Genomic DNA, 20,239 nt, shown 5'->3' with positions numbered 1-20,239 from the left:
TCAAACCCGGACGCCGCCCGGCGTCAGCTGAAACGCTGCTCGAGGTGCACCGTCACCTCCACTCCGGCACCGTCCTTACCGATCAACTTGCACAGTGCGATCTTCAGGGGAAGCCAGTGCGGACCTTCACCCGAGGGCATCAGGGTCGCATTGAACGGGTGGCCGTCGATCGTCCCGCCGACCTTCACCGGCCGCCGCGTTCCGAGAAGTTCGGCGGAGTCCGGCACGGTCACGTACGTGGCGAACGCCCCGTCCTTCTGGATCGGCGCCGTGAAGGTGTGCGCGAGTGGTTGCGGGGTCTTCGGTGCGGGCATTCGTGGCTCCTCCGGTCGAGTGTGATGCTGCGGTCGAAGGTAGGACTCCCGGAGCCGGCCGGAATCATCGGTCGTGAGCAGGATCACGTCGCCCGGTCACACCTGGAACCGGTACCCCATCCCGGCCTCGGTGATGAGGTGACGCGGGTGGGACGGGTCGTCCTCGAGTTTGCGCCTCAGCTGCGCCAGATACACCCGCAGGTAGTGGGTCTCGGTGGCGTACGCCGGACCCCACACCTCCCGCAGCAGTTCCTTCTGCCCCACCAGCTTGCCCTTGTTGCGCACCAGCATCTCGAGCATTCCCCACTCGGTCGGCGTCAGGTGCACCTCGGTCCCTGCCCGCCGCACCGTCTTCGCCGCCAGATCGACCGTGAACGAATCCGTTTCCACCACAGGTTCACTCGTGTCGACGGCCGTCGTCGCCCGGCGGGCGGCCGCACGCACCCGGGCCAGGAACTCGTCCATCCCGAACGGCTTGGTGACGTAGTCGTCGGCGCCGGCGTCGAGAGCGTCGACCTTGTCCGCGGAGTCCGTCCGCGCCGACAGCACAATGACCGGTGCGGGGCACCACCCGCGGAGGCCGGCCAGCACCTCGGTGCCGTCCATGTCGGGTAGCCCGAGGTCGAGCACGATCACGTCCGGCGGTCGCTCGGCCGCGGCGCGCAGGGCGGCCGCCCCGGACGCGGCCGTCACCACGTCGTACCCGCGCACGCTCAGATTGATCCGCAGGGCGCGGAGAATCTGCGGTTCGTCGTCGACGACGAGAACTCTCGTCATGAAGGCTCCCCTCCCGCCCCGGCCAGCTCCACCACCATCGTCAGACCACCGCCGGGGGTGTCGGTGGCGCTGATGGTTCCGCCCATCGCGTCGACGAATCCGCGGACGACGGAGAGCCCGAGCCCGACTCCCGTGGTCGTGTCGCGGTCCCCCAGCCGCTGGAACGGGGCGAACATCTCGTCTGCCCGCCCACGCGGAATTCCCGGCCCCGTGTCGGCGACGGCGATGACGGCGCGGTCGCCCACCGCCGCGGCACCGACCCGGATCACGGAGTCCTCACCGTAGCGGAGTGCGTTGTCGATCAGATTGGCGAGCACCCGCTCGAGCAGGCCCGAATCCGCCATCGCCGTCACCGTTCCGACGTCGACCTCCACCCTTTCCCGGGCCCGGGTCCCGGTCCGGCCGCCGATTCCCAGACCCACCAGCGCCCGGTGCACCACCTCGTCGAGGTACACCGGCCGCAGCGTCGGGGTCACCACTCCCGCCGCGAGACGGGAGGAGTCGAGCAGGTTCCCGACGAGAGAGGTCAGCACGTCGGCCGATTCCTCGATGGTCGCGAGCAGTTCGGCGGTGTCCTCCGGGGAGAAGTCGACGTCGTCGCTGCGCAGGCTGGACGCGGCGGCCTTGACCGCGGCCAGTGGGGTCCGGAGGTCGTGGCTGACGGCGGACAGCAGCGACCGCCGCAACCGGTCGGCCTCGGCCAGCGCCTGCGCCTGCCCCGCCTCCTGCGCGAGCTCGGTCTGGCGGATCATGCCCACCGCCTGGTTGGCGACGGCGAGGAGCACCCGACGGTCCCGGGCGTGCAGTTCGCTGCCGCGCAGGGCGAGCGCGTATTCCCCTTCCCCCACCTCGCAGACGGTGTCGGCGTCGGCGATGCTCACCGGTGGGTGCGGCCCGACGGACCCCACCGGACCGCGGTCCCGGTGCAGCACGCTGACCGAATCCTGGCCGTAGGTCTCGCGCACCTTCTCGAGCAGCGTGTCGAGGTCGGCGCCGCGCAGCACCGATCCGGCGAACAGTGCCAGCAGCTCGGCTTCCTGCGACGCCCGGCGGGCTTCCCGTGAACGTTTGGCGGCCGCGTCGACCAGGACCGCGACGGCGACGGCCACCACGAGCAGCACGACCGTGGTGATGAAGTTGTCCGGCTCGGCGATGGTGAAGCTCCGCACCGGCGGCGTGAAGAAGTAGTTGAGGAACAGACCCGAGATCAGCGCGGAGAACGCGGCGGGGGCGACACCCCCGAGCAGCGAGACGAGCAGCACCACGATGAAGAACAGGGCTCCCTCGCCGACCAATCCGAGCCACCGGTCGACGGCACTCATCACCAGCGTGGCCACCGACGGTACGAGGACGGCGGCGATCCAGGCGATCGCCGTGCGCGAACGGGAGCCCACCGGCGACAACCGCCGCGGGCGGTGGGATTCGCCGTGCGTCACCATGTGCACGTCGATCGACCCGGACTGTTGCACCACGCTTGCGCCGATGCCCTCGTCGAAGATCCGCGCCCACCGTGAGCGTCTCGACGTGCCCAGCACCAGTTGTGTGGCGTTCGCGGTCCGGGCGAAGTCGAGCAACGTGGTCGGGACGTCGTCGCCGACGACGCTGTGCAGACTCGCGCCGATATTTGCGGCGAGGGCCCGTACCTTGCCCATCTCCGGAGCCGAGACACCCGCGAGGCCGTCGCCGCGCACCACGTGCACGACGATCAGTTCGGCGCTGGATCTCGACGCGATCCGGCCGGCGCGCCGAACCAGCGTCTCCGATTCCGGTCCGCCCGTCACCGCGACCACCACCCGTTCCCGGGCCTCCCACGTGTCGGTGATCTTGTTCTCCGCACGGTATTTCGCGAGTGCGGCATCCACCTGGTCGGCCACCCACAGCAGGGCCAGTTCGCGGAGTGCGGTGAGGTTCCCTTTCCGGAAGTAATTGCTCAGTGCCGCATCGACTTTGTCTGCGGCATAGATGTTGCCGTGGGACAGCCTGCGGCGCAGAGCCTCCGGAGTGATGTCGACCAATTCGACCTGGGTGGCGGCGCGCACCACCTCGTCGGGAACCGTTCCCTGCTGCACCACTCCGGTGATCCGCTGCACCACGTCGTTGAGGCTTTCGAGGTGCTGGACGTTGAGCGTCGAGAGGACGTCGATCCCCGCGGCGAGGAGTATCTCCACGTCCTGCCAGCGTTTCTCGTGGACGCTGCCCGGTGTGTTCGTGTGCGCGAGCTCGTCTACGAGGACCAGCGCCGGCCTGCGGGCCAGCACCGCCTCGACGTCGAGTTCCCGGCCGAGCGTGCCCCGGTAGGCGATCAGCTTGGGCGGAATCAGTTCGAGGTCGCCGAGCTGCGCCGCCGTGCGGTCGCGGCCGTGGGTCTCCACCACGGCCGCGACCACGTCGCACCCCCGCTCCCGGCGGCGGTGCGCCTCACCGAGCATCGCGAACGTCTTGCCGACACCCGGTGCGGCTCCGAGATAGATGCGCAGTTCACCGCGTCGGCGTTCGGCGTCCCGGCGCACGCCCTCGGTTCCGGTACCACTCACCTCGCCATCATCCACCAGCGGTCGGGGCGGTGCACTCGGGAGCGGTCAGGCCGAGGGCCAGGTTCAGTTCGAGGACGTTCACCCGTTCCTCACCGAGGAAGCCGAGTTGCCTTCCCTCGGTGTTCTCGTCGACGAGTTGCCGGACCCGGGTCTCGCTGAGACCGTTCTCCGCGGCCACCCTCGGCACCTGCAACGCCGCGTACGCGGGGCTGATGTGCGGGTCGATGCCCGAGCCGGATCCGGTGACCGCGTCCGCCGGTACCTTGGAGGGGTCCACCCCTTCCCGGGTCGCGATCGCCGCCCGCCGGTCGGCGATGAACGTCGCCAGGATCTCACTGCTCGGCCCCTGGTTGGTGGGCAGGGCGGTGGCGGGATCGCCCGGCGCGAACGGATCCTGTTCGGCCACCGACCCGGTGACCCGGTTGTGGAAGAACGGATCCGGCTCCCCCGCAGGCACCTGCGGGTCGACACCGACCCACCGGCTCCCGACGACGCACCCGGCGCTGTTGCGCACCGCAGACCCCTCGGCCGCTCCTGCGCCGATCCTGCTCACCCCCCACACGGCGGCGGGATAGAGCACACCGAGGACTGCTGTGAGTGCGAGCAGGACGAGTAGTCCGGCCCAGGTCTGCCGGAGCAGGCCGATGAGAAATCGCATGCGGGATCACCCAATTCCGGGAATGAGACGGACGACGAGGTCGATGAGCCAGATACCGGCGAACGGCGTGATCACACCGCCGAGACCGTAGATCAGCAGGTTGCGGCCCAGCAGCGTCGACGCCGACGACGGACGGTAGCGAACGCCTTTCAGCGACAACGGGATCAGCGCGACGATCACCACGGCGTTGAAGATCACCGCCGACAGGATGGCCGATTCCGGGGTGGCCAGCCGCATGACGTTCAGCGTGTCCAGCTGCGGATAGATGCCGCTGAACAGGGCGGGGAGAATCGCGAAGTACTTGGCCAGGTCGTTGGCGAGCGAGAACGTGGTGAGCGCCCCGCGGGTGATGAGCAGTTGCTTGCCGATCTCCACCACCTCGATGAGCTTGGTGGGATCCGAATCGAGATCCACCATGTTCCCGGCCTCCTTCGCCGCGGACGTGCCGGTGTTCATCGCCACCCCGACATCCGCCTGGGCCAGCGCCGGGGCGTCGTTGGTGCCGTCCCCGGTCATCGCGACGAGCCGGCCGCCCTCCTGTTCTCTGCGGATCAGCGCGAGCTTGTCCTCGGGTGTCGCCTCGGCCATGAAGTCGTCGACACCGGCCTCGGCCGCGATGGCCTTCGCCGTCAACGGGTTGTCGCCGGTGATCATCACCGTGCGAATCCCCATGGCCCGCAGTTCCGCGAACCGCTCGGCGATACCCGGTTTCACCACGTCCGACAGCGCGATCACCCCGAGGACGGTCGCTGCGTCTCCGTGAACGGTGGCGACCACCAGCGGCGTTCCCCCGGCCTGCGCGATCTGGTTCACACTGTCGGTGACCGCGGGCGCCGCCTGCCCGCCGAGCGCCTGCACCCACGTCAGCACGGCGTCGCTCGCGCCCTTGCGGATCCGGGCGCCGTCGATGTCGAGTCCGCTCATCCGGGTCTGCGCCGTGAACGGCACGAATTCCGCCGCCCTCTCCGCCTCGGACGGTGCCGGGTCAAGCCCGAAGTCGCGGACACACAGGTCCACGATGCTGCGCCCCTCGGGCGTGCCGTCCGCGAGGCTGGACAACCGTGCGGCCGTAGCCAACTCGATCGCGGAAACCCCCGGTGCGGGATGCAGGGCCGTGGCCTGCCGGTTGCCGAACGTGATGGTGCCGGTCTTGTCCATCAGCAGGGTGTCGATGTCGCCGGCGGCCTCCACCGCCCGCCCCGACATCGCCAGGACGTTCCGCTGCACCAGCCGGTCCATCCCGGCGATGCCGATGGCCGACAGCAGGGCCCCGATCGTGGTGGGGATCAGGCAGACCAGCAGCGCGATCAGCTTGATCGGATCCTGCTCCTGGCCCGCGTACAGGCCCATCGGGCCGATCGCGACGACGGCCAGCAGGAAGATGATCGTCAGCGACGCCAGCAGGATGTTCAGCGCGATCTCGTTCGGCGTCTTCTGCCGCGCCGCCCCCTCCACGAGGGCGATCATCCGGTCCACGAACGACTGTCCGGGGGCCGCGGTGATGCGCACGACGATCCGGTCGGACAGCACGGTCGTGCCACCGGTGACGGCACACCGGTCGCCACCGGATTCGCGGACGACGGGCGCCGATTCGCCGGTGATGGCCGACTCGTCCACGGTCGCAATTCCGTCGACGACGTCGCCGTCGCCGGGTATCACCTCTCCCGCCTCGACGACCACCCGGTCGCCGACGGTGAGTTCGGTACCCGCCACCGACTCCACCCGGCCGCTCGCCGTGATCCGGTGGGCGACCGTGTCCTGCTTCACCTTCCGCAGGCTCGCCGCCTGCGCCTTGCCCCGCCCTTCCGCGACCGACTCGGCCAGATTCGCGAACAGAACCGTGAACCACAGCCAGGCGACGACGGCCCAGGAGAACACCGACGGGTCGGCGACGGCCATGACGGTGGTGACGACGGAGCCGACGAACACCACGAACATCACCGGGTTGCGGGCGAGGTGCCGGGGGTCGAGTTTGCGCAGGGCGCCCGGGAGCGCCGTCACCAGCTGGGCGGGGCTGAAGATTCCCGCCTTCACGGGCGCCGGGTCGTGGCCGGCCTCGGGCGTCGTCGCCGTCCCGGATTCCGGACGACTGGTCACGTTCACACTCACTGCAGAGCCTCCGCGATCGGTCCCAGCGCGAGGGCCGGGAAGAATGTCAACGCCGCGACGAGCACGACGGTGCCGGTGAGGAGCCCGGTGAACATCGGGCCCGCCGTCGGCAGGGTCCCGGCGCCTGCGGCCGTCTTCTTCTGCGACGCCAGGGATCCGGCGAGCGCGAGGACGAAGATGATCGGCAGGAACCGGCCGAGCAGCATGCACAGGCCGAGAGCGGTCTGGAACCAGTCGCTCGTCACCGTCAGCCCGCCGAACGCACTGCCGTTGTTGTTCGAGGCCGACGCGAACGCGTACAGCACTTCCGAGAACCCGTGGATGGATCCGGGGCTTCCGGGGTCGCCGCTGTTGCCCTGGTAGCCGGTGGTCGAGGACAGGATCACGGTGATTCCGGTCCCGATCAGGACGAGCGCCGGCATCACCAGCACCGACAGGGCGGCGAGGGTGATCTCCCGCTGCCGCAGCTTCTTGCCCAGGTATTCGGGTGTGCGGCCGACGAGGAGTCCGCCGACGAAGACGGCGATCAGGGCGAGGACGAGAATTCCGTAGAGCCCGGTGCCGACACCGCCGGGCGCGATCTCACCGAGCAGCATGTTGAGGAGAACGGCTCCGCCGCCGAGTGGCGACAGGCTGTCGTGCGCCGAATTCACCGCGCCCGTGGACGTTCCGGTGGTGCTCACGGCGAACAGTGCCGTGCCGGGGATTCCGAAACGAACCTCCTTGCCCTCCATCATCGCGCCCGCGGCGGTGGCGGCGACGCCGCGCCGACCCGACTCCGCGGCCAGCATGACCGCGAGGAGCGATCCCCACAGGATGCCCATCACGGCGAGCAGGGTCAGCCCCTGGCGGTGCCCGGACACCTCGCTCGCTCGGTCGTGAGGATCGCCGACCATGGTGCCGAACGTGCGGGTGAGGGAGACCGGGATCAGCAGGATCGCGAGGATCTCGACGATGTTGCTGATCGGCGTCGGGTTCTCGAACGGGTGCGCCGAATTGGCGGCGAGAATCCCGCCGCCGTTGGTGCCGAGTTCCTTGATCGCTTCCTGCGAGGCGACGGGTGCGAGTGCATTGGTGACGGAGTTGCCGTCCAGACCGGTGGACGCGAAGCCCGGGTGGAAGGACTGGATCACGCCCTGGCTCAGCAGGATCAGCGCGATCACGAAGGAGAACGGCAGCAGAATACGCAGGCTGCCCCGGGTGAGGTCCACCCAGAAGTTGCCGATCTCACCGCCGCGCGACACCCGGACGAACCCGCGGATCAGCGCCACCGCGACGGCCATGCCCACCGCTGCGGACACGAAGTTCTGCACGGCGAGCCCGACCGGCTGGGTCAGGTTGCTCATCGTGGTCTCGGGCGCATACGACTGCCAGTTGGTGTTCGTCACGAACGACACGGCCGTGTTGAACGCCACCGCGGGACTGACCCCGGAGAGGTCCCCGGACAGCGGCAGCACGCCCTGGATGCGCTGCAGGGCGTAGAGGAACAGCACACTCGCCGCGGAGAATCCCAGCACGCTGCCCGCGTAGCCGGGCCAGGTCTGCTCGGTGTGGGGGTTGATGCGGCACAGGCGGTACAGGACGGATTCGACCCGCAGGTGACGGCGTGATTCGTACACGCGCGCCATGTAGTCGCCCACCGGCACATATGCGACCGCGAGTACCGCGAGGACGAAGGCGACCTGCAGTCCGGCCGCCAGGGCAGGCGTCATCAGAACCGCTCCGGGTCGATGAGCGCGATCAGGAGGTACACGACGAGCGCGGCGGCAATCGCGACGAGCGCGACCGCGAGTGTTCCGGCGCCCGTCATTTCACGCGTCCGGTCTGCAGGGCACGGAGAACGAGCGCGCAACAGGCGAATCCGCCGAGGACGAGCGCGACGTAGGCCACATCGGCCATGTGAGGATCCCTCTTCGTACTGACCCTGCGGTTCAGCGCAGGCATGACACCCCACGGTTGTGGGGTGTCATGCCAGCATCACGCCGGATCTCGGCGAAAGAGGCGGCGCTGACGCAGCGCTTACGGGACTCCTCCGGCTCTTGACGCTTTCCTTACGCGGTCCGGGTCAGCCGCGACACGGACGCGGGCACGGGTGTGCCGCTCGCCACCCACGGCGCCGGGACGGGCGCGCCGGCGACCGACCGAACCGGGACCACGCCGGCCCAGGCGCTGCTGGTTTCGGCCGGTTCGCCCGGTGGTGCGTCCCGCACCTTGACGGTCCACTGGCCCGGCGTGATCGGGAGGGCGAGGGCCAGTGTCGCGGCGAGTTCCTTGCGCCGGTGCCCCCGGACCTCCGTGCTGCGGCCGGGGATCAGCACGTCCGACAGTGCGTTCAGTGCGTCGGCGGATTCGTCTTCGCCGAGAGTGACGAGGTTGCCCCGCACCACCGCCGAACGGTAGTTGGCAGACGAGTCGAACAGGGTGTCCGCGACGACGATTCCGTCGAGCATCGCGACGCACAGCGCCGCCGGTGCGCCGGCCGCCACCTGCCGCAGCGCGCCGGCCCCGGTGGAGCCGTGCAGCAGGATCCTGTCGCCGTCGCGGGCGTACAGCATCGGCACGGCCCACGGCAGCCCGTCGACGACGGTGGCGAGGGTGCCCATCGGCGCGGCGTCGAGGACGGCGTCGAGTTGCGCGCGTTCGGTGCGGGCACGGTCCGGGTATCTCATGATCTTGTCCACGAGACCATCCTCACCCCTATGTGGATCAGCTTCCAGATCCACAATCATCAATATCGACAGACCAGTATTGTGGGGACCATGCCCCGGATCAGCCCCGAACTGCACCTGACGTTGCGGCTCCCCGACACCGACGCGCCGCTGCGGCACCGCATCGCGGAGTCGATCCTCGACGAGATCCGCGGGGGTCGCCTGCGACCCGGCGACCCACTGCCCTCCTCGCGGGCGCTGGCCGCACACCTGACGGTCGCGCGGGCGTCGGTGGTCGACGCCTACGACGAACTCTGCTCGTCCGGATACGCGAACGCCCGCGCCGGTTCCGGCACCCGGATCGCACCGGGCGCCGACGTCGCGGCCCGTGCACACGTCGCCTCGCACACGATCACCCGAACGTCGGATCAGGCCTCCGCCGCCGCCCCCGGGACACCGGCGGCGCGGTGGGATCTCACTCCGGGCCACCCCGATCCCGCCCTGATCTCCACCGTCGACTGGCGCCGGGCGTGGCGGACGGCCGCCGCCGCGGCCGTGACCTCGGACGTCCCGGGCCCCGGCGCGCACCCAGAGTTGCGACGGTCCCTCGCGGTACATCTACGCCGCACCCGGGGGATCGCGGCGCGCCCCGACGAACTGGTGATCGTTCCCGGAGTCGCCGCTGCGCTCCGCACCCTCGTGGCCGCAGCAGGACTCGGCGGCCGGGACGTGGTGTTCGAGGAGCCCGGCTACAGCCGGGCCCGCACCGTCCTCGACGATTCGGGGGTGCGGACGCGCAGCGTGTCCGTGGACGGCGACGGCCTCGACCCCGCCCTGCTGCGCGCCACCGACGCCGCGGCCTATTGCACGCCCGCCCATCAGTACCCGATGGGGGCCCGGATGCCGGTGGGCCGCAGGGCGCGGCTCGTGGCCGACGCCGCGGCCTCCGGAACGGTGATCATCGAGGACGACTACGACGGCGAGTTCCGATACGACGTGTCGGCACTGCCCGCCCTGCGCAGCATCGACCGCGGGCCGGAATGCGTGGCGTACGTGGGCACGGCGTCGAAGATCCTCACTCCCTCGATCCGGGTGGCGTGGGTGATCGCGCCTCCGGCGCTCCGGCAGGGACTCGTCCGGGCCCTCGACGCGAGCGGTGAGGCGTGCTGCGCGACCACTGCCCTCGCGCTGGCGCATTTCATCGACTCCGGTGCGCTGTCACGGCACCTCGCTCGCGCCTCCCGCACCTACTCGGCCCGCCGGGCGGCCTTCGTCACGGCACTGCAGCAGCAATTGTCCGCGGTCGACACGGACGGTGCCGGGTTGGCCGGCATCGAGGCCGGCCTCCACGTCGTCCTGACGCTGCCCGATTCCGTCGACGACGTCGCCGTGTCGGCTGAGCTGCAGGACCACGGCGTGACGGTCCCGAGCCTCGCCGATTACCGCACCACAGCGGGCGGCCCGCGGGGACTGGTCTGCGGGTACGCCCGACTCCCCGAATCGCAGGCTCGCGGGGCGGCCGAGGCAATCGGGAGGGTGGTCCGGCAACACCTCGGCTGATACTGTTCGTTCGAACGAACAGTCACCGGGAGGGGCGACATGAGCGCGGGACAACTGGACAATCGACGGCAACGCGACAACGACGGGAATCGGTCCCCGGGACTCGTCGAGCAGGCGCAGGCGCTGGCATCGGGCGCCACCACGTCGGTCGCGGCCACCCGCGCCGCCCTCGACCGCATCGACGCGAGCCAGCCGACGCTCAACGCGTTCAAGGTGATCCGCCGGACCAAGTCACTGGCCGAAGCCACCGAGGCCGACCGCCGGATCGCCGCCGGTGAGCGCCTGCCGCTGCTCGGGGTCCCGATCGCCGTGAAAGACGACGTCGACGTGGCCGGCGAGCCGACCGCGTTCGGGTGCCCGGGCGACTTCCCGCCCGCGGCGCGCGACTCCGAGCTGGTGCGACGCCTGCGCGCCGCCGGCGCCGTCGTCGTGGGCAAGACCAACAGTCCGGAGCTGGGACAGTGGCCGCTGACCGGCGGTCCCGCCTTCGGGTACACCCGCAATCCCTGGAACGGTGACCACACCCCCGGGGGGTCGTCCGGCGGCGCCGCGGCGGCCGTGTCCGCCGGTGTGGTGGCCGCGGCGATCGGTTCGGACGGCGCCGGGTCCATCCGCATCCCCGCCGCCTGGACCAACCTCGTCGGGATCAAGCCTCAACGCGGCCGAATCTCCACCTGGCCGGCAGCCGAGGCGTTCTACGGCCTCACCGTCAACGGCCCGCTGGCCCGGACGGTCGCCGACGCGGCGCTGCTTCTCGACGTCGCGTCGGGACCGCACGAGGGTGACCTGCACACCCCCGCACCGGTCACCGTCAGCGACGCCGTCGGCCGCGACCCCGGACCGCTGCGGATCGCGCTGTCGCTGCGGATCCCGTTCACCGCGACCCCCACCGCGCTGCATCCCGAAGTCCGCCAGGGCGTCGCACGGATCGCCGAGGCGCTGCGCAAGCTCGGGCATCGCGTCGTGGTGGACGACCCCGACTACGGGATCATGTTCGGGCTCGGCTTCCTCCCGCGGTCGATGGTCGGCATCGACGACTGGGTGCGGAAGGTCCCGGACCCGTCACTCGTCGACCCCCGCACGAAGGGCAACGCCCGGACCGGGCGACTGTTGCGTGGGGCACCGCTACGCGCCGCCCGCGCCGCCGAGCCGAGGATGCAGCGACGGGTGGGGGCGATCTTCGACAAGTACGACCTCGTCCTCGCCCCGACCACCGCGACTCCCCCACCGAGGGTCGAGGGGATCGACGGCATCAGCTCGTGGGCCACGGACAAGGTGATCACCGCGGTCTGCCCGTACGCGTGGCCGTGGAACGTGCTGGGCTGGCCCAGCGTGAACGTGCCGGCCGGGTTCACGTCCGGCAACCTGCCGACCGGAGCCCAGCTGATGGGACACGAGGGTGCCGAGCCGCTGCTGGTGTCGGTTGCGGCTCAGCTGGAGTCGGTGTTGCGGTGGGACCTGGAACGTCCCGAGAAATGGTGGTGACCGGTGGCTTCGACGGACGTTCGTGACCGCATCCTCGCGGCGGCGTTGCACATCGTCGGCACGGAAGGCATTCCCGGCGTGACCAATCGGCGGATCGCCGCGCAGGCCGGGGTGTCGCTCGGCTCTATCACGTACCACTTCCCCACGCAGACGGACCTGTTGCGCGCCGCGCTGTCCGGGTTCGTGACGGAGGAGACGCAGCGCCTGTCGGAGCTGGCGGAGGGGTACCGGGACAAGGGGCTGAGCCTCGAGGACGCCGCCGCGCTCACCGGGAAGGTCGCGAAGGACCTGGCGTTCTCCGCCGAGCGGATCGCCCCGTTCGAGCTGTACATCCAGGCGGGACGCGACCACGAGCTGCGTCAGGCCGCGGCCGAATGTTTCGCCGCGTACGACGATTTGACGGTGACGATCCTCACCGCCCTCGGCGTCCCGGACGCGGCGTCCGTCGCACCGACCATCGTCGCGACCATCGCCGGCCTGCAGCTCAGGAGACTCGCGACCGGAAGCGACGGCGATCACGACTTCGCGACGTCGGTGCTCCTTCTGCTCAGGGCCGCCGCCCCGTGAGTGGTTGACGAGCCTCTGGACTCGTTCGCCACGCACGGGTGGCGCAGCCGCCTAGAACCCCAGGCGGCCCAGCTGTTTCGGGTCGCGCTGCCAGTCCTTGGCCACCTTGACGTGCAGTTCGAGGAAGATCTTGGTGCCGAGCAGCTTCTCGATCTGCAGCCGGGCCTTGGTCCCCACCTCGCGGAGGCGGGCGCCGCCCTTGCCGATCACGATGCCCTTCTGGGACGGGCGTTCGACGTAGAGCAGGGCGTGGACGTCGAGCAGTTCGCCCTGCCTCTCGGTGCGTCCCTCGCGGGGGATGATCTCCTCGATGACCACGGCGAGGGAGTGCGGCAGTTCGTCGCCGAGCCCCTCGAGTGCGGCCTCGCGGATGAGTTCGGCCATCAGCGTCTCTTCGGGCTCGTCGGTGAGCTCGCCGTCCGGGTAGAACGCCGGGCCCTCCTCCATCTTCGACGCGAGGACGTCGACGAGCACCTCTACCTGCTCACCGGAGGCGGCGGAGACGGGCACGACATCCGCCTCGGGACCGAGGAGCTTGGACACGGCCAGCAACTGCTGCCCGACCATGTCCTTGCTGACCTTGTCGATCTTCGTGACGATGCCGATGAGCGTGGTCTTCGGCGCGATCTGACGGACCTGCTGCACGATCCACCGATCGCCGGGGCCGATCTTCTCGTCCGCCGGGATGCACAGGCAGATCACGTCGACCTCGGAGTAGGTGTCGCGCACGAGGTCGTTGAGGCGCTGGCCGAGGAGCGTCCGGGGGCGGTGCAGCCCCGGGGTGTCGACGAGGATCAGCTGCGCGTGGTCGCGGTGCACGATGCCGCGGATGGTGTGGCGGGTGGTCTGCGGACGCGAGGACGTGATCGCGATCTTGCTGCCCACCAGCGCGTTGGTCAGCGTGGATTTGCCCGTGTTGGGCCGTCCGACGAAACAGACGAATCCGGAACGGAATTCGGTTTTACTCATGTTGCTCCTCGATCACGGATCCATCGGTTCGCGCGAAGACGACGGCCGCCTGCGCACTGACTTCGTGTAGGGCGGCGATGCCCGGGTCTTCCGGGTCGCCGCCGATCACGACTGCGGCCTCGAATCCCTCGGCGCCACTCGACACCGCCGCCGCGACAGCAGCCTGCAGCGCGGTCAGCGACAGCGCCGCCAGCGCGACCGCGCCCGCCGAGTAGGTGCGGCCGTCGAGATCGCGGACGGCCGCGCCCTGACCACTTCCGGTGCGGCCGAACGCTCCTCGCGCGAGCACGACCAGTTTGGCGTCTTCGTCGCCCAGTTCAGTCATCGCCGTCCTCCCGGTCGCCGTCGCCACTGTCGTCCTCGTCGATGGGGGCGCGTTGCACGAAGACCGTGCTGATGCGCACCCGCCCGCGCACGTCGGGTGAGCCCTCGCCGCGCAGGACGAGACCGTGCGAGACGACCTCCGACCCCGGGAGCGGCACCCTGCCGAGCTCGTAACCGATGAGCCCGCCGACTGTTTCGACCTCGTCGTTCTCGACCTCGATGCCGAACAGTTCGCCGAGATCCTCGATCGGCAGACGCGCGGAGACCCGGTACATGCCGTCGCCGAGATCCTCGACGGGCGGTGTCTCGTCCTGGTCGTACTCGTCGGCGATCTCACCGACGATCTCCTCGATGACGTCCTCGATGGTGACGAGCCCGGCGATTCCGCCGTATTCGTCGACCAGCACGGCCATGTGGTTGCGGTCGCGCTGCATCTCGGCGAGCAGGCTGTCGAGGGGCTTGGAATCGGGCACGAACACGGCGGGCCGCATCACGTCGGCGACGCGGACGCTGCGTCCGCCGTCGCGCGAGTGGTACGTCTCCTGCACGAGATCCTTGAGGTACACCACACCGAGCACGTCGTCGACGTTCTCCCCGATCACGGGGATCCGCGAATGTCCGCTGCGGACAGCCAGCGACGTCGCCTGTCCGGCGCTCTTGTCGCTCTCGATCCACACCATCTCGGTGCGCGGCACCATCACCTCGCGGGCGGACGTGTCGCCGAGTTCGAACACCGACTGGATCATCCGGCGTTCCTCGTCGGCCACCACGCCGCGCTCCTGCGCCATGTCGACGAGTTCGCGCAGTTCGATCTCGGAAGCGAAGGGGCCGTTGCGAAATCCCTTACCCGGGGTGATCGCGTTACCGATCAGGATCAGGAGGCGGCTGATCGGACCGAGCAGAGTTCCGATGACCTGCAGGGGAAACGACGTGATCAACGCGATCGAGTAGGCGTGCTGGCGACCGAGCGTCCGGGGGCCGACCCCGATCACCACGTAGTCGACGAGCACCATGATGATCGCGGTGAACGTGAGCGCCCACACGGGCTCGAGGAGATCGGACAGGCCACCGACGAGCACCACCGTGGCCGTGATCTCGCACAGGATGCGCAGCAGCACCATGAGATTCACGTAACGCGGGCGATCCGACAGGATGCGGAGCACGCGGGTAGCTCCGGGGCGATCCTCCTTCGCCATCTCCTCGATGCGCGCGGACGAGATCGTGTTGAGTGCGGAATCGACGGCGGCGAAGACACCACCGAGCGGGACGAGGACGATCGCGAGGACGATCAGCGCGATGGCGCTACTCACAGAAGACCCTTCACGTGGCGGTTACTGGTCCGGTGAGTCGAAGAAGCCGGCCTTGCCGAGCAGCTTCTGATCCCGGGCAGCGAGTGCGGCGTCGCGTTCGGCCCTGCGCAGATCCTCGTACCAGTCTTCGAGCAACTGGTTCTGCAGGCCGAACATCTCCTTCTCCTCCTCCGGTTCGGCGTGGTCGTAGCCGAGGAGGTGGAGCACACCGTGCACGGTGAGCAGAGCGAGTTCGTGAGCGAGCGGGTGACCGGCCTTGTCGGCCTGGTCCGCGGCGAAGGACGGGCACAGCACGATGTCACCGAGCATTGACGGGCCGGGCTCGGGCGAATCCGGGCGACCGCCGGGCTCGAGCTCGTCCATCGGGAACGACATCACGTCGGTGGGACCGGGCAGGTCCATCCACCGCATGTGGAGGTCGGCCATGGTGGCCGAGTCCACGAGGACCATCGACAACTCGGCCGCGGGGTGCACGTCCATCCTCGCGATCACGAAGCGGGCAACGCTGATCAGCTCCTCTTCGGAGACGTCCATGCCCGATTCGTTCGAGACTTCGATGCTCATGTGTGTCGCTTCCTCCTGGTTCCGGCGACACTCACCCTACCGTCGTGGAGAACGCGAGTGCGCCGCTCTACGCTGTGCGCGGTTCCCGAGCTCGACCTTGCCGTCCCGGTCCGCCTCGAAACGTTCGTACGCGTCGACGATGTCGGACACCAGCCGGTGCCGGACCACGTCGCTGCTGTTGAGTTCGGCGAAGTAGATGTCGTCGATGTCGCCGAGGATCTCGGTGGCCGCGCGGAGCCCGGACCGGGCACCGCCCGGCAGGTCCACCTGCGTGACGTCGCCGGTGACGACGACCTTGGAGCCGAAGCCCAGCCGGGTGAGGAACATCTTCATCTGCTCGGCGGTGGTGTTCTGCGCCTCGTCGAGGATGATGAACGCGTCGTTGAGCGTGCGGCCACGCATGTACGCCAGCGGCGCCACCTCGATGACACCCGACTGCATCAGCTTCGGGATGGCCTCGGGGTCCATCATGTCGTGGAGCGCGTCGTGCAGCGGGCGCAGGTACGGATCGATCTTCTCGTGCAGCGTGCCGGGCAGGAACCCGAGCCGCTCCCCCGCCTCGACCGCGGGGCGGGTGAGGATGATCCGCGATACCTGCTTGGTCTGCAGGGCCTGCACCGCCTTCGCCATGGCGAGGTAGGTCTTGCCGGTACCGGCGGGCCCGATGCCGAACACGATGGTGTTGGCGTCGATCGCGTCGACGTAGCGCTTCTGGTTCAGCGTCTTCGGCCGGATCGTCTTGCCGCGCCGCGACAGGATGTCGAGGGTCAGGACCTCGGCGGGCGATTCGCTCAGCCCCTGCGTGAGCATGCCGACCGTGCGACGCACCGCGTCGGGGGTCAGCGGTTGCCCGCGACCGACGATGGAGCCCAGTTCCGCGATGACCCGTTCGGCGAGCGCGACGTCGCCGGGCCGTCCCGTCAGTGTGACGGCGTTGCCGCGTACATGGATGTCTGCGTCCAGGACCCGTTCGAGAGCGCGCAGATTCTCGTCGGAAGAACCGAGGAGAGGCGGGACCGTTTCGGGTGGGAGATCGATACTCGAACGCACGGTGCGTTCCGCCGGACGCGTGGCGCCGAACGTCTCGCCGTTCTGGTCTTGTTCGCTCACGTGAGGAATATGGCCTTCTTCCCGGTTCCTGGGCGGTCACGACGGTCGTCGTGATGAGGGAAGTCTATCGCTCGCAGGTCACGGCGCCCACCCGATTACGCGACGCCGTCACCACTTCGGGACGTCCTGATGCTCGCGCAACCGGTGCCGCGCCTCGTCCACGACGCGGGCCCCGTCGGCCCGAGCACCGCGAGGTACGCGACCGCGCACGATGCCCCCGAATCCTGCACTTCGCCGGAATTCGCCTGGTCCAGCAGGGTGATCGTCGTCGATTCCGCGAGAGGTACGACGAGAACACCCGGGAACGCTGACCCGCTCGACGACCCGCACGTCCCGGTTGCGCACCACCCCGAGGAGATCTGGATGCGCTGCTCGTCGAGTTCGCGGCGGGCGAACGACACACAGCATGCGGAACCGGTCACCGATCGATCACCCGCGCCGAGCGCCTCCCGGCACTCCTGGACGGGAACGGCCAGGGAATCGGGGCCGCGATCGTGGCCCTCGTCCTGCCCGGACGCCCGGTGACGCCCGAATCCGGCGACCGCGGTTCAGAACTCGCCGGCGTCGGACAGTAGGGCGTCCCGCGAGATCTTCCAGCAGTCGGTCTCGGGATTCAGGAAGGCGTAGTGGTCTTCGCCGTCGACGACATGCAGCGCGACCGGATCCCCGGCCGCCCGCGCGGCCTCGCTGTACCGCACACTCACCTTCGCCGGAACCTGCGCGTCCTCCGTGCCGTGGACGCACACCACGGGCACCCCGGTGGGGATGCGGTGCAGTGGGGACGCGGCGCGGTACCGGTCGGGGTCTTCGTCGAAGGGGACTCCCAGGAGATCCTCGATGTAGCCGATCCGCCGGCCCCGCTCGCCCGCGGACGCGAGGTCGAGGGCGCCTGCCTGGGAGACGACCCGCTCCGGCCGGACGGCCGTCCGCTTCTCCCCGGCGAGCCACACCGCGAGCTGTCCGCCGGCGGAGTGGCCGACGACCCGGACCTTCGACAGGTCGAACGGGACGGGCGACTGCTCGGCGACCGGTCCGGCGATCGCCTCGAGCGCGGCGAGAACGTCGGCGGACATCTCGTCCCACCGGCCGCCCGCACCGAGCCTGCGGTATTCGATGTTCCAGACGGCGACGCCGTGGCGGGCGAGGTCGACCGCGAAGCTCGTGCCCAGGTTCAGGTGGTACTTCCCGCTCCAGAAGCCGCCGTGGACGACCATCACCACCGGGACCGCGGCGGCCACGGGCTCCTCGGGCGGGTAGAAGTGCCCGAACTGCTGCGGTTCGGTTCCGTAGGCGATGCGAATGCGGTCCACGGACAGTCAGGCTAGCGGGGCCGCACCCCAGCGGTCCGTGAGGACACCGATGGCGCCCAGCGCGACGGCCGCGGCGGTCGAGGTCCGCAGAACGTGCGGGCCGAGCAGCACCGGGACGGCGCCGGCGTCCGTCAGTGCGGCGATCTCCTCCTCGGAGATTCCGCCCTCGGGGCCGACGACGAGCACGATCTCGGCCGCCGAGCGCAGCGGAAGCTCGGCGAGGCCCTGGGTGGCCGCCTCGTGCAGCACGGCGACGACACCGCCCCGGCCGACCACCTCACGGACGACGGCGAGCATTCCGGCGGTGCGGTGCAGTTCCGACACCTCGGGGACGATCGGCCGCCGGGACTGCTTGGCGGCGGCGAGCGCCGCGCTGCGCCAGCGAGCGACACCCTTCGCGACCTTGGGGCCCTCCCACCGCGCCACACACCGCGAGGACTGCCACGGCACGATCGCGTCGACGCCGGCCTCGGTGGCCAGCTCGACCGCCAACTCGGACCGCTCCGCCTTCGGAAGCGCTTGCACCACAGTCACACTCGGCGACGGCGCGGACACCTGACGACGCTCGTGAACGGTGAGTTCGAGCCGGTCCTTGGCGGCCGCCGTCACCTCGGTGTCGGCGAGACCACCCCGGCCGTCGGCCAGCACGATCCGCTCCCCGATGCCGATCCGGCGCACCGTCGCGGCGTGCCTGCCCTCCGGGCCGTCCAGGACCGCGGTGCTCCCCACCTCGGGCAGCGGGTCGAGGAAGAAGACCGTCGCCGCCACGGTCAGCGACCGCTGAACGCTTCGCGCAGGCGTGAGAACAATCCGCCGCTGTGCTGCGACTGGGTGGAGACGACCTCGGCGACGTCGCGGTCGCGCAGGTCCTTGAGTTCGCGCAGAAGCTTCGTCTCCTTGTGGTCCAGTCGCGACGGAACCACGACCTCGAGGTGGGCGTGCACGTCGCCGCGGATACCGGAACGCAGCTTCGGCATGCCGTGCCCGCGCAGGACCGTCACCGATCCCGGCTGGGTCCCCGGCTCGATGGTGATCTCCTTGGGCCCGTCGATGATCGTGTCGATCGTCACGGTCGTGCCGAGGGCGGCGTCGATCATCGGAACCCGGATCGTGCAGTGCAGGTCTTCGCCGTCGCGCACGAACACCTCGTGCGCCTGCTCGACCACCTCGACGTACAGGTCGCCTGCGGGTCCGCCACCGGGGCCGACCTCGCCCTGCGCGGCGAGCCGGATCCGCATTCCGCCTGCGACGCCTGCGGGCACCTTCACCGTGATGTCGCGGCGGGCGCGGACCCGGCCGTCGCCGCCACACTTGTGGCAGGGGTCGGGGATCGTCTCGCCGGCGCCGCGGCAGGTGGGGCACGGCCGCGACGTCATGACCTGGCCGAGGAACGAACGCTGCACCGACTGGACCTCGCCGGCGCCGCCACAGGTCTCGCAGCGCACCGGCTTGGAGTCGCCGTTGGTGCCCGCACCGGTGCAGCTGTCGCACAGGATCGCCGTCTCGACGGTGACCTGCTTGCTCACGCCGGTCGCGCACTCCGCCAGCGTCAGCCTGGTGCGCAGGAGTGAATCGGCGCCCGGCTGGACGCGGCCGCGGGGCCCGCGGCCCGCACCGCCTCCACCGCCGAAGAACGCTTCGAACACGTCGCCGAGGCCGCCACCGAAACCGCCGCCGAAGCCGGCTCCACCTCCGCCGCCACCCGAGGAGAGGGGGTCGCCGCCGAGGTCGACGATGCGACGCTTCTCCGGATCGGACAGCACCTCGTAGGCCGTCGAGATGTCCCGGAACCGGGCCTGCGCCGCCTCGTCGGGGTTCACGTCGGGATGCAGTTCCCTCGCAAGCTTGCGGTACGCGCGCTTGAGCTCCTGATCGGTCGCCTTCTGATCGACGCCGAGCGTTGCGTAGTAATCCCGTGCCACGTTGAGTCTCTCGTCCTTCTCTACTTCGTTATCTCGCTACCGGTACGTGTGCTCGTTCACGGTGGCGCTGTCGCCGGG

20 protein-coding genes are annotated in these 20,239 nt (G+C 69.9%); 3 read left to right on the top strand and 17 right to left on the bottom strand.

Annotated features, from left to right (window positions below; genetic code table 11):
* Positions 1-23: 23 nt before the first annotated feature.
* From QM841_RS22805 to QM841_RS22770, 8 genes are all read right to left on the bottom strand, one after another.
* Positions 24-314 (bottom strand): DUF1905 domain-containing protein, encoded by a 291-nt coding sequence (locus QM841_RS22805; protein ID WP_054248443.1) that lies wholly within the window; start codon positions 312-314, stop codon positions 24-26.
* Positions 315-410: 96 nt separating this feature from the next.
* Positions 411-1,091, bottom strand: a complete 681-nt coding sequence (locus tag QM841_RS22800) for a response regulator (protein WP_009473935.1) — start codon at positions 1,089-1,091, stop codon at positions 411-413.
* Positions 1,088-3,625, bottom strand: coding sequence for a DUF4118 domain-containing protein (locus QM841_RS22795; RefSeq protein ID WP_283333657.1), 2,538 nt, complete (start codon positions 3,623-3,625; stop codon positions 1,088-1,090). Before QM841_RS22795 ends, QM841_RS22800 begins: the two co-directional genes overlap by 4 nt.
* A 7-nt stretch (positions 3,626-3,632) precedes the next feature.
* Complete coding sequence (locus QM841_RS22790; protein ID WP_283333656.1) at positions 3,633-4,283, bottom strand: potassium-transporting ATPase subunit C; 651 nt, start codon at positions 4,281-4,283, stop codon at positions 3,633-3,635.
* Positions 4,284-4,289: 6 nt separating this feature from the next.
* On the bottom strand, positions 4,290-6,392 hold the full coding sequence (gene kdpB / locus QM841_RS22785) for a potassium-transporting ATPase subunit KdpB (protein WP_280782449.1): 2,103 nt from the start codon (positions 6,390-6,392) through the stop codon (positions 4,290-4,292).
* Complete coding sequence (gene kdpA, locus QM841_RS22780; RefSeq protein ID WP_283333655.1) at positions 6,389-8,104, bottom strand: potassium-transporting ATPase subunit KdpA; 1,716 nt, start codon at positions 8,102-8,104, stop codon at positions 6,389-6,391. Before kdpA ends, kdpB begins: the two co-directional genes overlap by 4 nt.
* A complete protein-coding gene (gene kdpF / locus QM841_RS22775) occupies positions 8,104-8,202 on the bottom strand; it encodes a K(+)-transporting ATPase subunit F (protein ID WP_105415108.1) in 99 nt (32 codons plus the stop codon). Before kdpF ends, kdpA begins: the two co-directional genes overlap by 1 nt.
* 241 nt (positions 8,203-8,443) lie before the next feature.
* The gene (locus QM841_RS22770) at positions 8,444-9,073 is read right to left on the bottom strand and encodes a pyridoxamine 5'-phosphate oxidase family protein (RefSeq protein WP_283333654.1); all 630 of its coding nucleotides are present in this window, start codon (positions 9,071-9,073) and stop codon (positions 8,444-8,446) included.
* Positions 9,074-9,091: 18 nt separating this feature from the next.
* Between QM841_RS22770 and pdxR the strand changes: the two genes are divergently transcribed.
* Genes pdxR through QM841_RS22755 form a run of 3 tightly spaced genes read left to right on the top strand, consistent with a single transcriptional unit; the run spans position 9,092 to position 12,652 of the window.
* On the top strand, positions 9,092-10,600 hold the full coding sequence (pdxR, locus tag QM841_RS22765) for a MocR-like pyridoxine biosynthesis transcription factor PdxR (RefSeq protein ID WP_283333653.1): 1,509 nt from the start codon (positions 9,092-9,094) through the stop codon (positions 10,598-10,600).
* Positions 10,601-10,639: 39 nt separating this feature from the next.
* Positions 10,640-12,085 carry an amidase gene (locus QM841_RS22760; RefSeq protein ID WP_283333652.1) on the top strand — a complete coding sequence of 482 codons (1,446 nt, stop codon included), beginning with the start codon at positions 10,640-10,642 and terminating at the stop codon, positions 12,083-12,085.
* A 3-nt stretch (positions 12,086-12,088) separates the two neighbouring features.
* Positions 12,089-12,652 (top strand): TetR/AcrR family transcriptional regulator, encoded by a 564-nt coding sequence (locus QM841_RS22755; RefSeq protein WP_105415104.1) that lies wholly within the window; start codon positions 12,089-12,091, stop codon positions 12,650-12,652.
* Positions 12,653-12,703: 51 nt separating this feature from the next.
* On the opposite strand, the gene era is transcribed toward QM841_RS22755, so the two are convergent.
* The 9 genes from era to dnaJ all read right to left on the bottom strand — a co-directional run bounded on the left by era (position 12,704) and on the right by dnaJ (position 20,161).
* A complete protein-coding gene (gene era / locus QM841_RS22750; RefSeq protein ID WP_283333651.1) occupies positions 12,704-13,621 on the bottom strand; it encodes a GTPase Era in 918 nt (305 codons plus the stop codon).
* Positions 13,614-13,946: a cytidine deaminase-like protein gene (locus QM841_RS22745; RefSeq protein WP_105415158.1), complete on the bottom strand. Its 333-nt coding sequence runs from the start codon at positions 13,944-13,946 to the stop codon at positions 13,614-13,616. Before QM841_RS22745 ends, era begins: the two co-directional genes overlap by 8 nt.
* Positions 13,939-15,255, bottom strand: a complete 1,317-nt coding sequence (locus QM841_RS22740; protein ID WP_280782443.1) for a hemolysin family protein — start codon at positions 15,253-15,255, stop codon at positions 13,939-13,941. The genes QM841_RS22745 and QM841_RS22740 overlap by 8 nt, the downstream gene beginning before the upstream one ends.
* Before the next feature lie 21 nt (positions 15,256-15,276).
* Positions 15,277-15,819 (bottom strand): rRNA maturation RNase YbeY, encoded by a 543-nt coding sequence (gene ybeY, locus QM841_RS22735; protein WP_054248715.1) that lies wholly within the window; start codon positions 15,817-15,819, stop codon positions 15,277-15,279.
* A gap of 36 nt (positions 15,820-15,855) precedes the next feature.
* A complete protein-coding gene (locus QM841_RS22730; protein ID WP_005247930.1) occupies positions 15,856-16,929 on the bottom strand; it encodes a PhoH family protein in 1,074 nt (357 codons plus the stop codon).
* Between the two features lie 95 nt (positions 16,930-17,024).
* Positions 17,025-17,351, bottom strand: coding sequence for a hypothetical protein (locus QM841_RS22725; protein WP_283333650.1), 327 nt, complete (start codon positions 17,349-17,351; stop codon positions 17,025-17,027).
* 126 nt (positions 17,352-17,477) lie between these two features.
* Entirely contained in the window at positions 17,478-18,239 is a 762-nt protein-coding gene (locus tag QM841_RS22720) for an alpha/beta hydrolase family protein (protein WP_280782441.1), read from the bottom strand.
* A gap of 6 nt (positions 18,240-18,245) precedes the next feature.
* Positions 18,246-19,007, bottom strand: a complete 762-nt coding sequence (locus QM841_RS22715; protein WP_280782440.1) for a 16S rRNA (uracil(1498)-N(3))-methyltransferase — start codon at positions 19,005-19,007, stop codon at positions 18,246-18,248.
* A 2-nt stretch (positions 19,008-19,009) separates the two neighbouring features.
* Positions 19,010-20,161 carry a molecular chaperone DnaJ gene (dnaJ, locus tag QM841_RS22710; protein WP_005247937.1) on the bottom strand — a complete coding sequence of 384 codons (1,152 nt, stop codon included), beginning with the start codon at positions 20,159-20,161 and terminating at the stop codon, positions 19,010-19,012.
* Positions 20,162-20,239: the final 78 nt, after the last annotated feature.

It is taken from the genome of Rhodococcus sp. IEGM 1307, assembly GCF_030056915.1.
GTDB lineage: Bacteria > Actinomycetota > Actinomycetes > Mycobacteriales > Mycobacteriaceae > Rhodococcus_F > Rhodococcus_F opacus_D.
Note: the sequence above shows the minus strand (reverse complement) of the source record. Positions and strands in the feature narration are given on the sequence as shown.

Excerpts from the sequence above, each read along its gene's own strand:
- QM841_RS22805 (WP_054248443.1), bottom strand. The coding sequence starts at position 314 with ATGCCCGCACCGAAGACCCCGCAACCACTCGCGCACACCTTCACGGCG.
- QM841_RS22800 (WP_009473935.1), bottom strand. The coding sequence starts at position 1,091 with ATGACGAGAGTTCTCGTCGTCGACGACGAACCGCAGATTCTCCGCGCC.
- QM841_RS22790 (WP_283333656.1), bottom strand. The coding sequence starts at position 4,283 with ATGCGATTTCTCATCGGCCTGCTCCGGCAGACCTGGGCCGGACTACTC.
- kdpA (WP_283333655.1), bottom strand. The coding sequence starts at position 8,104 with ATGACGCCTGCCCTGGCGGCCGGACTGCAGGTCGCCTTCGTCCTCGCG.
- kdpF (WP_105415108.1), bottom strand. The coding sequence starts at position 8,202 with ATGACGGGCGCCGGAACACTCGCGGTCGCGCTCGTCGCGATTGCCGCC.
- pdxR (WP_283333653.1), top strand. The coding sequence starts at position 9,092 with ATGTGGATCAGCTTCCAGATCCACAATCATCAATATCGACAGACCAGT.
- QM841_RS22760 (WP_283333652.1), top strand. The coding sequence starts at position 10,640 with ATGAGCGCGGGACAACTGGACAATCGACGGCAACGCGACAACGACGGG.
- era (WP_283333651.1), bottom strand. The coding sequence starts at position 13,621 with ATGAGTAAAACCGAATTCCGTTCCGGATTCGTCTGTTTCGTCGGACGG.
- QM841_RS22745 (WP_105415158.1), bottom strand. The coding sequence starts at position 13,946 with ATGACTGAACTGGGCGACGAAGACGCCAAACTGGTCGTGCTCGCGCGA.
- ybeY (WP_054248715.1), bottom strand. The coding sequence starts at position 15,819 with ATGAGCATCGAAGTCTCGAACGAATCGGGCATGGACGTCTCCGAAGAG.